This window comes from Paraburkholderia sp. J94 (assembly GCF_905220285.1).
Taxonomy (GTDB): domain Bacteria; phylum Pseudomonadota; class Gammaproteobacteria; order Burkholderiales; family Burkholderiaceae; genus Paraburkholderia; species Paraburkholderia tropica_A.
The window spans coordinates 36,639-51,225 of record NZ_CAJMZH010000011.1; the positions used below are offsets into that span (position 1 = coordinate 36,639).

Consider the following 14,587-nt stretch of genomic DNA (forward strand, 5'->3'; position numbering starts at 1 on the left):
TCATGCCGGCCGCATCGACGGCCGCTGAAGCGGTTACGGCAGCGCCACAAAAACATAGATCGGAGACAACATCATGCTTACCCCAGGCAGCTGGCCCTGCATCCTTTTGCTGTATCTGTACGGCACCGTTGCGACTTCGCTCGTCACGCAGTCGGTGCCCGTCATCGGCGATATCGCGCGGCAGTTCGGGCTCTCTCATGCCGCAGCGGGCTGGGTCATCTCGATTCCCTCGCTCATCACGGCGGTCTTCGCGCTGTTCGGCGGCTGGGTCGTCGACCGTATCGGCGACAAGCGCGTGATCGTCGGCGGGTCGCTGTTCGGGCTCGCGGGCAATCTGGGCGTGGTGTTCGCGCACGACGTGACGTCGCTGTTCGCGTGGCGGCTGCTCGAAGGCGTCGGCTATCTCTCGCTGACGGTCGGCGCGGTGACGCTCATCATGCGCACGACGACGGGCGCGCGCCGGGGCATCGCGCTCGGTCTGTGGACCTCGCACACGGCGGTGGGCATCGGCCTCACGCTGAGTGTCGTTGCGCCGCTCGCGCAGCGCGGCGAGATGTGGCGCTGGGCGTTCGGCGGCCACGCGATCCTGATGGCGGCGCTGGCGCTTGCGGGCTTTCTGCTGCCGGGCAAGGCGCGCAACCTGCCGGCGCGCCGTCTCGCGGACATCTGGACCGTGCTCAGGAGCCCGCGTCCATATCGCGTGGCGCTCGCGTCGGGCGCCTCGGCGTTCATTCAGACCGGCATCATGGCGGCGCTCACGGTTTATCTGGCGAAGACATTTGGCGTACCGATCCGCACGGCGGCCGGCGTGGGGACGGTGGCGGAAGTGTTCGTGTGCGTCGGCTGCCTCTGCGTCGGCCATCTGCTCAAGGGCGGCGTCGGTGCGCGCCTGCTCGCGTCGGTGGGCGGAGTGGTCGCGCTGCTGGGCGGCGTCGCGCTCTATCTGCCGATGACGGGCTTCGGCGGCGCTGTGGTGGCCGTCTGCGTCTTCTCGCTGGGCATTGGCCTCGTGAACGGTCTCATCTGGACGATGGTGCCGGCCGCCGCGCCGAGCCTCGCGACGATGGGCGCAACCAGCGGACTCGTGGCGCAGGCGACTTATCTGGGCGTCCTGCTCGGGCCGCCCGCGATCTTCGCGAGTTTCCACGAAAGCGGCTGGACCGTGCGGATCGGCTTCGTGCTGCTTGCCACGCTGCTGCAACTCGCGCCGTTGCCAATCTGGGGACGCGCGCAGGCGCGGACGAACGAGACGGGCGCGCCCGCACCCACGGTGGCAGGAGGCAACTGACACAACCCGTTGTACCGCCCTTGCCGCAGTCGAAATCATCGTTGCGGCAAGGGACGCGAACAAGACAAGTAGTCGATAAAACAATCAGGATGACTAAGGAGACAAGATGGATCAGCGGAAATTTCGCATGCTGCGCAAGCGCGTGCTGGGCCTATGCATCGCTTCGATGCTCGGCGGCGTGGGTACGGCGCACGCACAGAGCAGCATCACGCTCTATGGCGTGATTTCGGAATCGCTCGAATATGTGAGCAACGCCAAGGGCAATCATCTGTTCGCGTTGTCGAACGCCGGGATGATGCCGCCGCGTTTCGGCTTTCGCGGTGTGGAGGATCTGGGTGGCGGCACGAAAGCCATTTTCACATTGGAGAACGGTTTCAACGTCACGAATGGCGCGCAGCTTAACGGCGGCATCTTCGGACGGCAGGCCTGGGTGGGGCTGAGCAACGACCGCGCGGGCTCCTTGACGATGGGCCGCCAGTACGAAGAGATGACCAGCACGATGTATTTCACCACGGCGTCGAACGTGTTCGCGGGCTACGGCGCGCATATCGGCGACAACGACAATATGTTCTTCACCAACCGCTTCAACAACTCCGTGCGCTATGCGTCGCCGAACTGGTACGGGTTTAAATTCGCAGGCAGCTACGCGTTTTCCAATTCGACCGAGTTCGCGAACAACAACGGCTTCAGCGGCTCGATTTCGTATGAGCACGGTCCGTTGAAAGTGGCGGCTGCGATCACCGAATTCAACCGGCGCAGCAATGCCGTGCCGTCGAACCTGACGAGCGGCGCAGTGGATAGTACCGGTTGGGGATTCAGCTCGCCGTTCGTGACGAGTCTGCATGGCGCGGGCACGGATGAACAGCGCATCATGGGCGTGGGTGGCAGCTACGATTTCGGCTCGTTCCACGTGCTCGGCAACTACACGAACGTGCTGTTCAACTATTCGGATTCGACTGGACTGCGCTTGCAGAACTTCGAAGCCTCGGCATACAAGTTCATCACGCCCTTCGTGGAATTAGGGCTTTCATACGTCTACACGCTCGGTAATTATTCATCCGCGCGTTCGATTCACTATAACCAGCTCGATCTCGCGGCCCATTATTTCCTGTCCAAACGCACCGAGCTTTACGTGGCCGGGATTTATCAGCGTGCCAGTGGTCCCGGCACGTATGCGCAGATCTACACCGCGGCGCCATCGTCCAGTCAAAGTCAGACGCTGGTCGAGACCGGCATCATGCACCGCTTCTAAGCGTGGATGACGCCGGGCGGCCGCTGCTGGCGCGGGCGGTTTAGCTCGGCGTCACCGCAGGCAGATAGCGGCGCGCCGACGGCCGCGATTTTCAAGGTGGATGGACCGTCGGCCTTTCGATGAAACGGTGCTTCGACACACTCAATCAGGCACCCGACACATAGCCGCCATCGACCGGCAAAGTCGCGCCGGTGATGAACGCCGCGCCGGGTGACGCCAGAAATAGCGTCGCGCCCACCAGATCTTCCGCTTCGCCCCAGCGCTTGAGCGCGCTGCGAGCGGCGATCTTTTGCGCGGCGCTCGGCGACTCCCAGAGCGGGCGCGTCATGTCAGTGCGATGGTAGCCCGGCGCAATCGCGTTCACGCGCACGCCAGCGGCGCCGAACGCATGCGCGAGCGAGCGCGTGAGGCCGAGCACGCCCGTCTTGCTTGCGCAATACGCGGGCACTTCCACGTCGGCGAGATAGCTGAGCATCGAGGCCACGTTGATCACGCAGCCTTTCGTGCGTTCGAGTTGCGGGCGCAGCGCCATCGAAAGACGCATCGCCGCCGTGAGGTTCACGTCGAGCACTTCGCGAAACACATCGTCGCGGTATTCGTCGAACGGTCGCGCGACGCCCGCTGCGTTCACGAGCACGTCGAGCGTGTCTATTTTCGCCGCGAAATCCTGAATCGCCTGTGCGTCGCGCACATCGAGTTGCGCGAAGCGAATGTGCGAGAGCGTCGAGTCGGCGCGCAGCGTGTCGAGCTTCGCGGCCGAACTGCCGGTCGCGATCACCTGTGCGCCGAGCGACGCGAAGCCGTCGGCGATCGCGAGTCCGATGCCGCTGGTCGCGCCCGATACCAGCACGGTGCGGCCGTCGAACAGGCCGGGGCGAAAGGCATGCAACTCCTGTTTTTGCGTCGTAGTCATTCGGTATCCTGAGTGTTGTGATGCGAGTCGAGTCGCGCGGCATAGGCATCCATGGCCTTGAGCGCGGCGACGACCATCGCCGGTTCGACCGGATAAGGCTCGTTGTGGATGATCTCGCCCGCGCGGCAGGCGCGCGCCGCGACGATGCCGAGCGCGGCGGTATCGGCCACGTCGACGTTGATTTGATGCAGGCGCGTCGGCAATCCGACCGCGCGGCAGAACGCGAATACGCGGCGGCGTTCCTCGTCGGGCACCGTCGAAAGAAACAGCGAGGCGAGCACGCCGATCGCCACCTTTTCGCCGTGCAGCAGGCCATGCGAGGAAGGCAGGTCGGCGAGGCCGTGATGGATCGCGTGCGCCGCCGCCACGCCGCCCGATTCGAAGCCGATACCCGAGAGCAGCACGGTGGCTTCGAGCGTGGCGTCGAAGTCGGGCGTGACGAGCTGGGCGCGGCAGTCGGCGACCGCTTGCGGCGCATGCGCGAACAGCATGTCGCGGCAGAGACGCGCGGCTTCGAAGGCGAGCGCGGTGCCGCGTCCGCCGCACAGGTTGCGCGCGTAGGCGCGGCGGCAGGCGTCGGCTTCGTAGTAGGTGGCCAGCGCGTCGCCGATACCGGCGATAAAAAAGCGCGCGGGCGCGCGCACGATCACGGCGGTATCGAGCAGCACGAGATCGGGATTGCGTCGCACGAAACGGTCGCGGACCACGCGGCCTTCGTCGTCGTAGATCACCGCGAGCGCGCTGCACGGCGCGTCCGACGCCGCGATGGTCGGCACGCAGACGAACGGCAGGCGCAGATCGTCGGCGGCGGCGCGGCCCGTGTCGATCACCTTGCCGCCGCCGAACGAGACCACGATGTCCGCGCCGCTCGAACGGATCCAGTCGGCGGTTTCGGCGACCGCGCGCTCGGTGCAGGCGGCGTCCACCGCGCGCACGTTCAGCGCGACTTTCTCGGCGCGTGCGAGCGCGGGTTCGAGCAGGCCCGCGACATTGCGGTCGACGAGGCAGGCCGCGCGCGTGCCGAGCCGCGCGAGTTCGGTGTCGAGCGTGTCGAGCGCACCCGCGCCCTGGACGTAGCGCGAGGGAAAGATACTGGTTTTCAGCATGATCGTGGCGAGGTCGAAGGTGGGAGGGAAAGGCCGAGCGCGGCGGCGAGTTCGTCGGCGCTGCGCACGAGTTGAACCTGTGGCGGGAACAGCGCGACGTGGGCTTCTTCCGCGGACCAGCCGAGCACGCGCATGCCCGCCGCGAGCGCGGCTTGCGCGCCGGTCGGGCTGTCCTCGACAGCAACCGCGTCGCGCGCGGCCACGTCGAGCAGATACGCGGCGCGCAGATACGGCTCGGGATCGGGCTTGCCGTGGCGCACGTCGTTGGCGCTGACTGAAACGAGCTCGGGCGCTTGCAGGCCCAACGCGTTCAGATTCGCTTCGAGCAGCATGCGTCCCGCGTTCGAGACGATCGCCTGGCGCAGGCCGGCGGCCTGGGCGGCGCGCCACACTTCCAGCGCGCCCGGCCGCGGCACGAGATGACGCGCCTCGGCCACATAGTGCGCGGCGCGAAAGGCCGACCAGTCAGAGAAACCGGTTTGGATTCCGAATCGTTCCTGCACGATGCGGTGCACGGCCTTGCCCGTCTGCCCGAACATCAGCGGATGCAGTTCGTCGCCCGCGATCACGCCGTTGTGCGCGAGCGCGGCGATCAGCGTGCGCATGTGTAGCGGTTCGCTGAGCGCGAGCGTGCCGTCCATGTCCCACAGGACCGCGCGCGGCGAAGTGTCGGTACGCGTGCTCATGCGCGTTCTCCTTGCAGCGATGCCGTGGCGCTCGCGTCGTGCAGCGCGTCGAGATCGTCGTAAAACTGCTGGGCGTTCACGTAGAGCCGCTCGAACAGCGGCATCATGCGGTCGTAGAGATCGCTCGCGCGCGGATCGGGCTGCACTTCACGCTCGAAACGCACGAACTTGCGCACCGCGTCGCCGAGGGTGGCGAATTGCCCCGACGCCGTCGCGGCGAGCAGCGCGCAGCCGATAACACCGCATTCCACTTCGGCGGGCACGAGAATCGGCGTGCGATACATGCTCGCCTTGATGTCGAGCCAGAGCGCGGCTTTCGCGCCGCCGCTCGCCGCCACCAGACGTTCGATCGGCACGCCTTCGGGCTGGATCATCTGCATATGGCGGCGCACGCCGAACGCCACGCCTTCGAGCACCGCGCGATGCAGATGCGCGAGCCCATGCCGCGCCGCGATGCCGAAGAACTGCGCGCGCGAATTCGGATGATCGCCGAAGCGTTCGCCGGTCAGATAGGGCAGGAAAAACAGGCCTTCTGCGCCGACCGGCGCTTCGGCGGCCTTGCGCGCGACGGCTTCATAGGAGAGCGAGTTTTCGTGGAATGCACGGCGCGCCCAGCGCATGGCGTCGCCGCCCGAGTCGAGCAACGTGAAGCGGCCCCACAGGCCTTCGCAGGTGGCCACGTTCGAGACTTCCGGGTGCAGCATGGGCGTCTCGGCGATCACGGTGATGATCGAGGAGGTGCCGGTGATATCGGAGGCGAGGCCCGGTTCGTAGACGCCCGAGCCGAGCACCGAAGCCGGATAGTCCGCCGCGCCGACCAGCACGGGCGTGCCTTCGCGCAGATCGGTCGCGGCGGCGGCGGCGCGCGTCACGTGACCGAGCAGCGCTTGCGGCGCGCGGATCGGCGGCATCTTGCGGATGTCGAGGCCGAGTTCGTCGAACATCGCGGGCGACCACGTACGCGTTTGCGGGTCCATCAGGAACATCATCGACGCGTCGCTCCAGTCGCACGCGCGCTCGCCGGTCAGGCGGAAGTTCACGTAGTCCTTCGGCATGAAGACGGTCGCGGCGCGCGCGTAGGCGTCGGGTTCGTGGTCGCGGATCCACTGGAGCTTGAACGCGGGCCACGCGGCCGTGGGCGGATTCGCCGTGCGTGCGAGGTAGTCGTGGCGTTCGCGCGTGGCGCTGCCATCCTGGCTGCGGTAACGCGTGCGGAACGCTTCGACCTGCGGGGCCGAACGCTTGTCGTTCCAGAGCGGCGCGGCGTCGCGCGTGAGCTGGCCATTTGCGTCGATCAGCACGGTGCCGTGCATTTGCCCGCAGGCGCAGATCGCCGCGATCTGCTGCGCCGCGCCGGGCTCGGCGGCGAGCACTTCGCGGATCGCCTCGACCGCACCCGTCCACCAGTCGAGAGGACGCTGTTCGGACCAGCCGTAGCGCGGCACGATCTGTTCGTGCTCGCGCGCGGCGAGCCGGCGGATCTTGCCGCTGGCGTCGACGAGCGCGGCGCGCACGCTGCCGGTGCCCACGTCGATCGCAAGGTAAGGGGTTGTCTCCATCATCGTTCTATCTGTTCGGGTGCCGTGGGATGCGGGAAGCGGCAGGCTAGCCGCTTTGCCGGGGTGCCGTCTGTGCGCTCGCGCGGATACGCCAGGTCGTTTGCGTGCGCGCGCGATAGAGCGCGAGCGCGCCGCGCTCCTCGACGATACGCGTGTCGATTACGGCGGGATCGAGCGTGTTGAAGTCGAACAGGCCGTGATGATGCGCGATCATCGCGCGCACGCCCGCATGCTTGCAGAGCGCGACGGCTTCGTCGAGCGTGAAGTTGCCGGGCACGCCGTTGCCGCTGCGTTCGTCGTCGCGGCCATTCACGGGCAGCAGCGCGAGATGCGGCTGCAAGGCCGCCACGTTCTCGTGCAGGCCGTCGTAGGGCACGCAGTCGCCGGAGTGATACACGCGCACGCCCGCCACGTCGATCACGTAACCGAGCCACGGATGGCGGCCCAGTTCGTCCATATCGAGCGTTTCGTGCGCGGACGGGACCGGCGCGACCCGAACGCCCGGCAGCGGTTCGACGATTTCGCCCGCATCGACAGGAATCAGGCGCGAGACGTCCACGCCGCAGCGCTTGATGGCTTCGTCGAGCGTGGCGGCGGGCACGACGAAACGCAGATGCGGAAAGCGCCTGGCGAGCGGCTGGAGCGTGTCCGGGTCCATGTGATCGGTATGGCGGTGCGTGCACAGCACCAGGTCGACGTGCTCGAAGTCCTCGGGCGCGGCGGGCGCGGCCATCATGCGCCGGTGCGGATAGCGCGTGCCCTGATATTTGCGCGCCAGCGAATCGGAGAGATACGGATCGATCAGCAGACGCCAACCCGCGCCCTCGATCACGAAGCCCGCCTGGCCGAGCCAGTTCAGCGCGACGCCGCCCGACGGCGGCGCGGGCGTGAACGGCTTCGCAGCGGGCCGTGCGCGCGCCGCGAGTTGTGCGGCGAGCGGCATCTCGAAGGTGTCGACGTCGATCGACAGCGTGGCGGCGCGCATCGTCACCAGCACACGTAGCCGCCGTCGGCGAGCACGATCGAACCGGTCATCAGGCTCGCGGCTTCGCTGGCGAGGAACAGCACCACGGAGGCGACTTCGTCCACGCGGCCGAGCCGGTTCATCGGCGTGCCGCCGACCCAGTGGCGATACATCTCCGGGTCGTCGTAGACGTACTTGTTCATTTCGGTGTCGATATACGTGGGCGCCACGGCGTTCACGCGCACGCCGCGCGCGCCCCATTCGGCGGCGAGCGAGCGCGTGAGGTGATGCACGCCCGCCTTCGACGCGTTGTAGTTCGCCTGCTCCTGCGGCCGGTTCACGACGAAGCCCGACATCGAGCCCACGTTCACGATGCTGCCGCCGCCGTGTTCGAGCATGCTCTTGCCGAACGCGCGGCAGCAGCGGAACACGCCGTTGAGATTCACGTCGATGACGCGGTCCCAGACTTCGTCGCTCATGGTTTCGGCGGGATGGTTCGAAATGGCGATGCCCGCGTTGTTCACGAGCACGTCCACGCGGCTGTGGCGTGCGATCACGGCGTCGTGCACGCGCTGCACGGCGGCGGCGTCGGTCACGTCGAGCAGCGCGCTTTCGACCTGCGCGCCCGCGGCCGTGAGCTTCGCGACGGCTTCGTCGAGCGCGCCCTGATGCATGTCCGTGAGCACCACGCGTGCGCCCGCTTGCGTCAGCGCCTCGGAGATGGCGAAGCCGATGCCGCGCGCGGCGCCGGTCACGACGGCGAGCTTGCCGTCGAGGCGGAATTTGTCGAGATACATCGTCGATCCTTCGGTTCAGTGTCGGTTCGGTGGCGATTCAGCCGCTGCGGTGTCAAGCCGCCGGTTTCGCCGGAGCGGGCTTGCCCGCCGCGGCGGCGATGCGGCAGATTTCGTCGAAGTCCGGGCCGCGCGTCGGGATGTCGATATGAAACACCTCGGCGATCACGCGCGTCCAGCCATAAATGAAGTAGGTCCAGCCGTCTTCGACCTGCAGGGCGCGCGCGCTTTCCTGGGCCCGCGCCTGATCGAGAAACACCAGATCGCCGCGATAGTTCAGATCCCACGCAATGGCGCGCTCGGGAAACACGCCCGCGTTCGTGAGCGGCGAACCGGGCGCATCCTTGCCGAGTCCCGTCGCGTTGATGACGAGCGCGCCCGGCGAGAGGCGCGCGAGCACCGCGTCGTTGTCCTGCGGGCGCGGCGCGACGACGTACTCGCACGGCACGCCCAGATCCAGCTCGCGGTGAATGCGCTCGATTTCCTCCAGGCGCGCGGCCGAGCGGTTCGAGACGATCACGCGCGACGGACGGTTCGCGCCCCGGCTCGTCTGCATCAGATGCCAGGTGAGCGCGATCGTCGAGCCGCCCGCGCCCATCGAGAACACTTCCGCGCCGGTGCGCGCGAAGTGCTCGGGCGGCAGAAAGCCGTCGAGCGCGAGGCCCGACGTGATCGGGTCTTTCGCGTGGCAGACGAACTTGCCGCCGCGCTTCGAGAGGCAACTGGTTTCGCCCATGATGCGCGCGTGCGGATCGATCTCGTCGAAGAGGTCTTCGCAGGCTGCGTACAGGTCGATCTTGTGCGTGGTCACGAGCGCGCCGAGCGAGAGCGGATCGTCGCGCAGAAACTCGACGGCCTCGCGGTACGCCTCGCGGCTCGCGTGCAGCGGAAAGTCGATGCCTTTCATTTCGACGTCGCCGAGACCGAGATGGCGCGCCCACGCGGGAAACACACGCATGATCGAGCTCTGCGCCGTGGTCACGCCGATGAAGTAGAAGGTCGGTTTGGTGGCGGCGGTGTAGCTCATCGGGCTTGCTCCGTTTCGTTGCGGCGCGCGACGAGCGCCTCGATTTCCGCGAGCGTGCGCGCCCGCCATTCGGGATTCGGCTCGCTGCGCCAGCCACGTCCACCGTTCTCGCCGTTCTCGCTGTCTTCGACGATGCGCAGCCGCATGCCGTTCGAGCGCTCGATGATCTCGTAGTCCTGGCCCGAGTCGGCCGGATAGCAGAACAGCATCACGAAGTCGCCCTGGCCGAGATTGACCGAGCGGTGAATCCAGCGCGGCGGCACGTAGCAGACGGTGTTCGCGCGGATTTCCACGATGCGCGTTTCGCCGTCGGGCGCTTCCATCAGCATCAGGCCGTGGCCTTTCAGGCCGAAGTACAGCTCCGGGCGGTCGATGTTCGCGTGGATGTGCCCGCGCGTCATGAAGAACTCCTTGCCGACCTTGCCCGCGCTCATGCGCGTCACGCCCGTGATGAGGTCGCCCGGCTCCGCGTTGGGCCGATGGTCGGTGACTTCGTAGACGACTTCGCCCGCGCGCGCGGCGGCCAGCGCGTCGAACGCGGCGCCGTCGGCGTACAGGCCGGCGAGATCGCCAAGCCGTTTCTGATAGTGCGAATCCGTACCGGTCATCAGACCCGTCTCCAGATTCACGTCGAACGAACGGGGTTCCGGCCATTGCATGGTGCTTCTCTCCCTGACAGTGTGTGGATAGCAAAACGTTAGTATTAGTGATGATATAGTTTGTGAAACAAACGAACACTCGGGTTTTCACTAGGGTTAAACGTCAGTTTTGCAAATATAATGGCAGCAACACTATCGTTAATGCATCTCGGGTAGGAGGCAGATTCCATGCAAGAACAGGCCGAACAGGCGCGGCGCGACACGGTCGTCGCGGCATTGCGCGAGGCGCTCGGGGCCGCCGTGGTCAGCCTGCCGGCCGACTTCGCCGGCCGCCGTCACGCCGACTCCAGCCGCATGCCGTGCGCGGAGCCGATCGCGCTGGTGCGGCCGCGCACGACCGAACAGGTCTCGACGGCGTTGCGCATCTGTCACGCGCACCATCAGCCCGTGGTCACGCAGGGCGGGCTCACGGGCCTCGCGGGCGGCGCGTGCATGCTGGGCGGCGAAGTGGCGCTGAGTCTCGAACTGATGAATGCGATCGAGGAAATCGATCCGGTCAGCGCGACCATGACGGTGCAGGCGGGCACGCCGCTACAGACCGTGCAGGAAGCCGCCGACGCGGCCGGTTTCATGTTCCCGCTCGACCTCGGCGCGCGCGGCAGCGCGACGATCGGCGGCAATCTGGGCACCAATGCGGGCGGCAACCGCGTGATCCGCTACGGGATGATGCGCGAGCAGGCGCTCGACGTCGAAGCCGTGCTGGCGGACGGCAGCGTGGTCGGCGGCCTGCGCAAGATGATCAAGAACAACACGGGCTACGACCTGCGCGATCTGCTGATCGGCAGCGAAGGCACGCTCGGCGTGATGACGCGCGCCGTGCTGCGGCTGCGGCCCAAGCCGCGCGCCGTGTCCACCGCGTGGTGTGGTCTGCCCGACTACGAAAGCGTGACGACGCTGCTGCGCCTCGCGCAGGAACGCTTGCCTGCGGGCGTGTCGGCGTTCGAAGTGATGTGGCCCGGCTATTACGACTTCGTGCTCTCGCGCCTGCCGGAACTGCGCGCGCCGCTCGAAGGCCGTCACGCGTTCTATGTGCTGCTCGAAAGCAGCGGCGCGGACCCGCAAAGTCAGACCGACGTCTTCGAGGCGTTCCTCGCGGACAGGCTCGAAGCGGGCACGCTGACCGACGCCGCGCTGGCCGCCAACGAGGCGCACGCGGCGGCGTTCTGGGCAATCCGCGATGCGCCCGGCGAATACGGCCGCTTCATTCCTGGCCGCGTGTCGTTCGACGTGAGCTTTTCGGTCGCCCAGGTCGGGCTCGCGGCGCAGCGCTGCGAAGCGCGTCTGCGCGAGCACTGGCCGAACGCGACGATCCTCGTCTACGGCCATCTCGGCGACGGCAATCTGCACATCGTCGTGCACGAGCCCGACTGGCCCGCGAGCGCCGCCGCCGAAGTCAAGCGCGTGGTCTATGGCGTGACGGGCGAGCTGGGCGGCTCGGTGTCCGCCGAACACGGCATCGGCACCAAGAAACTCGACGTGCTCGCGCTCTCGCGCACGCCCGCCGAACTCGCCGCGATGCGCGCGGTGAAGGCCGCGCTCGATCCGCGCGGCATCCTGAATCCTGGCAAGTTGTTCGTTCCGTCAACGCCCACGATGCAGTTGAAGTAGATCCGGCGTCCCCGCGCCGATTCATTACGTGACACACCTAAAAGAGGAGGAGACATGTCGCGTCTCATGCAGAAGTTGCTTTGCGCAGCCGCGTTCGCCACGGCGGGCATTCTGGCCACGGCTCCGGCGTTCGCCGCCGACAAGATCAAGGTCGGCATTTCGATGAAGGTGCTCAACGCGCCGTATTTCGCCGCCGCGATGGAGTCGGCGAAGGCGCGCGCGAGCGAACTGGGCGCGGACGTCATCGTCGCCGATGCGCAGGGCAAGATGGGCAAGCAGATTTCGGACGTCGAGGATCTCGTCACGCGCGGCGTGAAGGTGCTGCTGATCGATCCCGCCGATCCCGAAGCGCTGGTGGGCGCCGTCAACGCCGCGAGCGCGGCGGGCGTGAAGGTGGTCGTGTTCGACAGCACGCTCAACGAGAAGGCCAATTACCTCACGCTCGTGCAGTCGTCGAATAGCCAGAATGGCGCGCTGGTGGGCCGCTGGGTGGTCGACAACATGGGCGACAAGCCGCTGAAGATCGCGCTGATTTCCGGCGAAAAGGGCAATCCGGTCGGCCGCGAACGCCGTGACGGCGTGCTCTCGGGCATCGTCGAGGCGCAGCTCGAAAAGACCGGCAAGTCGAATCTCCAGATCGTCGGCCAGGGCTGGGGCAACTGGTCCGACGAGGGCGGCCTGAAGGCGATGGAAGATCTGCTGGTCGCGAACAAGGACATCAACATGGTCCTGAGCGAGAACGACAGCATGCTGCTGGGCGCGCGCCGCGCGATCCAGAGCGCGAACCGCGACGGCATCACGCTGGTCGCGGCCGCCGACGGCCAGAAGGAAGCGCTCGCGCTCATCAAGCAGGGCAAGTACGGCGTGACCGCGCTCAACGATCCGGCGCTCGTCGCGCGCACCGCGGTCGATATCGGCATGAAGGCCGCGAAGGGCCAGGCCGTGAACGTGCCGAAGGTCTCGTACACGCCGGCGGTCGCCATCTCGAAGGGCAACGTCGACAAGTACTACAACCCGAAGGCGATTTTCTAAGGCGTCTCGTTCGCCGGTATTTTTCGACGTATGCGCGCGCCCGCCGGACGCCGGGCGCGCGCCTGAGTGGAGACAGTTCAATGATTCCGTTCATCGCACTAACGGGCATCGACAAGCGGTTCGGCGGCATTCACGCAATCGAGAACATCGATTTCGATGTCCGCAGCGGTGAAGTCCACGCGCTCGTCGGCGAAAACGGCGCGGGCAAATCGACGCTCATGCGCGTGATCGGCGGCGGCCATCAGCCCGACGCCGGCAGCATCCGCGTGCAGGGCCGGGAAATGTTGCTGCGCAATCCGCACGCGGCGCTCGCCGAAGGCATCGCCGTGATTCATCAGGAGACGGCGCTCGCGCCCGATCTTTCCGTGGCCGAAAACGTCTTTCTCGGCACGCTGCCCGCCGTGATCGACTGGCGCACGCTGCGCGCGAAGGCGCGCGCGCTGATCGAAAGTCTTGGGTTCGAGATCGATCCGGCGGCGCTGGTCGGCACGCTCTCGGCGGCGCAGTGCCAGGTGATCGAGATCGCCAAGGCGCTCTCGGGCGAACTCAAGCTGCTCGTGCTCGACGAACCGACCGCCGCGCTCGCGCCGTCCGACGCGGATCGTCTGCTCGAAATCGTGCGTGCGCTGCGTGCGCGCGGCGTGGGCATCGTCTATATCTCGCATCGGCTCGAAGAAGTGTTCGCCATTGCGGACCGCATCACCGTGCTCAAGGACGGCCGCCGCGTCGATACCGTGACGCCCGCCGAGATCACGCGCGACGAACTGATCCGCAAGATGGTCGGGCGGCCGCTTTCGGTGCTGTTTCCCGAGCGCAAGGCGCAGACCGGCGACGTCGTGCTGAAGGTGGACGGCCTGTCGCGCGGCGAGGCTGTGCGCGATGTGTCGTTCAGCTTGCGCGCGGGCGAAGTGGTGGGGCTGGGCGGGCTGATCGGCTCGGGCCGCACCGAAGTCGCGCGCCTGATCTTCGGCGCGGACCGCGCGGACGCGGGCACGATCGAGCTGAAGGGCAAACGCCTCAATGTGCGCACGCCGATGGCGGCCGTGCGCGCCGGTATCGGTCTCGTGCCCGAGGACCGCAAGGGCCAGGGCGCGGTGCTGTCGATGCCGATCCGCATCAACGCGACGCTGGCTTCGCTGAAGTCGGTGAGCGCGCCGGGCGGCTTTCTCGCGTTCGGCCGCGAACGCGGCTACGTTTCCCAGCTGATGGACGCGCTGCGCATCAAGGCGCGCTCGATGGACGCCGATGTGTCCACGCTCTCGGGCGGTAATCAGCAGAAGGTCGTGCTCGCCAAGTGGTTTCATGCGGACGGCGATCTCATCATCCTCGACGAACCGACGCGCGGCGTGGACGTGGGCGCGAAAGTCGAGATCTACACGCTCATCAACCAGCTCGCGGAGCGCGGCAAGGCGGTGCTCGTGATCTCGTCCGAGCATCAGGAATTGATGGGCCTGTGCGACCGCATCATGGTGATGGGCGAAGGCCGGATTCGCGGCGAATTGCAGCCCGGCGACTTCAGCGAGGAAGCGATTCTCGCGCTCTCGCTGCGGCGCGATCCCGGCGAATCTCACGGTGATCCGCATGGCGATCTCGCGGGCCAGCAGGCCAGCACGCGTGAAAGCGCCACGCTCATGCACGGTTGACGCCGCACGCGCGCGTCGAAACAGACAGTCGTATCAGATTGCATAGATTGGACAGA

General features: G+C 66.9%; 13 protein-coding genes. 5 read left to right on the forward strand and 8 right to left on the reverse strand.

The genetic code is table 11. The features are described 5' to 3' along the window. Positions 1-73 precede the first annotated feature (73 nt). Positions 74-1,288, forward strand: a complete 1,215-nt coding sequence (locus U4Y88_RS23510; protein WP_321786776.1) for an MFS transporter — start codon at positions 74-76, stop codon at positions 1,286-1,288. 106 nt (positions 1,289-1,394) lie between these two features. After that, positions 1,395-2,540 (forward strand): porin, encoded by a 1,146-nt coding sequence (locus U4Y88_RS23515; protein WP_224012927.1) that lies wholly within the window; start codon positions 1,395-1,397, stop codon positions 2,538-2,540. 145 nt (positions 2,541-2,685) lie between these two features. On the opposite strand, the gene U4Y88_RS23520 is transcribed toward U4Y88_RS23515, so the two are convergent. The 8 genes from U4Y88_RS23520 to U4Y88_RS23555 are packed head-to-tail and all read right to left on the reverse strand — an operon-like array spanning position 2,686 to position 10,248. Further along, positions 2,686-3,453, reverse strand: a complete 768-nt coding sequence (locus U4Y88_RS23520; protein WP_321786778.1) for an SDR family NAD(P)-dependent oxidoreductase — start codon at positions 3,451-3,453, stop codon at positions 2,686-2,688. After that, positions 3,450-4,559, reverse strand: coding sequence for a glycerol dehydrogenase (locus U4Y88_RS23525; protein WP_321786780.1), 1,110 nt, complete (start codon positions 4,557-4,559; stop codon positions 3,450-3,452). The genes U4Y88_RS23520 and U4Y88_RS23525 overlap by 4 nt, the downstream gene beginning before the upstream one ends. Next, positions 4,553-5,245 carry an HAD family phosphatase gene (locus tag U4Y88_RS23530; RefSeq protein ID WP_321786782.1) on the reverse strand — a complete coding sequence of 231 codons (693 nt, stop codon included), beginning with the start codon at positions 5,243-5,245 and terminating at the stop codon, positions 4,553-4,555. The genes U4Y88_RS23525 and U4Y88_RS23530 overlap by 7 nt, the downstream gene beginning before the upstream one ends. After that, positions 5,242-6,807, reverse strand: a complete 1,566-nt coding sequence (locus tag U4Y88_RS23535) for a xylulokinase (RefSeq protein WP_321786784.1) — start codon at positions 6,805-6,807, stop codon at positions 5,242-5,244. Before U4Y88_RS23535 ends, U4Y88_RS23530 begins: the two co-directional genes overlap by 4 nt. Before the next feature lie 43 nt (positions 6,808-6,850). Then, positions 6,851-7,801, reverse strand: coding sequence for an MBL fold metallo-hydrolase (locus tag U4Y88_RS23540; protein ID WP_321786786.1), 951 nt, complete (start codon positions 7,799-7,801; stop codon positions 6,851-6,853). Further along, positions 7,792-8,565, reverse strand: a complete 774-nt coding sequence (locus U4Y88_RS23545) for an SDR family NAD(P)-dependent oxidoreductase (RefSeq protein ID WP_321786788.1) — start codon at positions 8,563-8,565, stop codon at positions 7,792-7,794. The genes U4Y88_RS23540 and U4Y88_RS23545 overlap by 10 nt, the downstream gene beginning before the upstream one ends. A gap of 52 nt (positions 8,566-8,617) precedes the next feature. Next, a complete protein-coding gene (locus U4Y88_RS23550; RefSeq protein WP_321786790.1) occupies positions 8,618-9,589 on the reverse strand; it encodes a shikimate dehydrogenase in 972 nt (323 codons plus the stop codon). Next, on the reverse strand, positions 9,586-10,248 hold the full coding sequence (locus tag U4Y88_RS23555) for a glucose-6-phosphate isomerase (protein ID WP_321786792.1): 663 nt from the start codon (positions 10,246-10,248) through the stop codon (positions 9,586-9,588). The genes U4Y88_RS23550 and U4Y88_RS23555 overlap by 4 nt, the downstream gene beginning before the upstream one ends. 168 nt (positions 10,249-10,416) lie before the next feature. Between U4Y88_RS23555 and U4Y88_RS23560 the strand changes: the two genes are divergently transcribed. The 3 genes from U4Y88_RS23560 (at position 10,417) to U4Y88_RS23570 (ending at position 14,531) form a co-directional block, all read left to right on the forward strand. Next, entirely contained in the window at positions 10,417-11,856 is a 1,440-nt protein-coding gene (locus U4Y88_RS23560; RefSeq protein WP_321786794.1) for an FAD-binding oxidoreductase, read from the forward strand. A 54-nt stretch (positions 11,857-11,910) separates the two neighbouring features. After that, the gene (locus U4Y88_RS23565; RefSeq protein WP_321786796.1) at positions 11,911-12,888 is read left to right on the forward strand and encodes a substrate-binding domain-containing protein; all 978 of its coding nucleotides are present in this window, start codon (positions 11,911-11,913) and stop codon (positions 12,886-12,888) included. Positions 12,889-12,968: 80 nt separating this feature from the next. Beyond that, the gene (locus U4Y88_RS23570; protein WP_224012938.1) at positions 12,969-14,531 is read left to right on the forward strand and encodes a sugar ABC transporter ATP-binding protein; all 1,563 of its coding nucleotides are present in this window, start codon (positions 12,969-12,971) and stop codon (positions 14,529-14,531) included. Positions 14,532-14,587: the final 56 nt, after the last annotated feature.

Bases quoted from the DNA above. Each gene is read 5' to 3' on its own strand.
- U4Y88_RS23510 (WP_321786776.1), top strand. From the start codon at position 74: ATGCTTACCCCAGGCAGCTGGCCCTGCATCCTTTTGCTGTATCTGTAC.
- U4Y88_RS23515 (WP_224012927.1), top strand. From the start codon at position 1,395: ATGGATCAGCGGAAATTTCGCATGCTGCGCAAGCGCGTGCTGGGCCTA.
- U4Y88_RS23520 (WP_321786778.1), bottom strand. From the start codon at position 3,453: ATGACTACGACGCAAAAACAGGAGTTGCATGCCTTTCGCCCCGGCCTG.
- U4Y88_RS23525 (WP_321786780.1), bottom strand. From the start codon at position 4,559: ATGCTGAAAACCAGTATCTTTCCCTCGCGCTACGTCCAGGGCGCGGGT.
- U4Y88_RS23530 (WP_321786782.1), bottom strand. From the start codon at position 5,245: ATGAGCACGCGTACCGACACTTCGCCGCGCGCGGTCCTGTGGGACATG.
- U4Y88_RS23535 (WP_321786784.1), bottom strand. From the start codon at position 6,807: ATGATGGAGACAACCCCTTACCTTGCGATCGACGTGGGCACCGGCAGC.
- U4Y88_RS23545 (WP_321786788.1), bottom strand. From the start codon at position 8,565: ATGTATCTCGACAAATTCCGCCTCGACGGCAAGCTCGCCGTCGTGACC.
- U4Y88_RS23550 (WP_321786790.1), bottom strand. From the start codon at position 9,589: ATGAGCTACACCGCCGCCACCAAACCGACCTTCTACTTCATCGGCGTG.
- U4Y88_RS23555 (WP_321786792.1), bottom strand. From the start codon at position 10,248: ATGCAATGGCCGGAACCCCGTTCGTTCGACGTGAATCTGGAGACGGGT.
- U4Y88_RS23560 (WP_321786794.1), top strand. From the start codon at position 10,417: ATGCAAGAACAGGCCGAACAGGCGCGGCGCGACACGGTCGTCGCGGCA.
- U4Y88_RS23565 (WP_321786796.1), top strand. From the start codon at position 11,911: ATGTCGCGTCTCATGCAGAAGTTGCTTTGCGCAGCCGCGTTCGCCACG.
- U4Y88_RS23570 (WP_224012938.1), top strand. From the start codon at position 12,969: ATGATTCCGTTCATCGCACTAACGGGCATCGACAAGCGGTTCGGCGGC.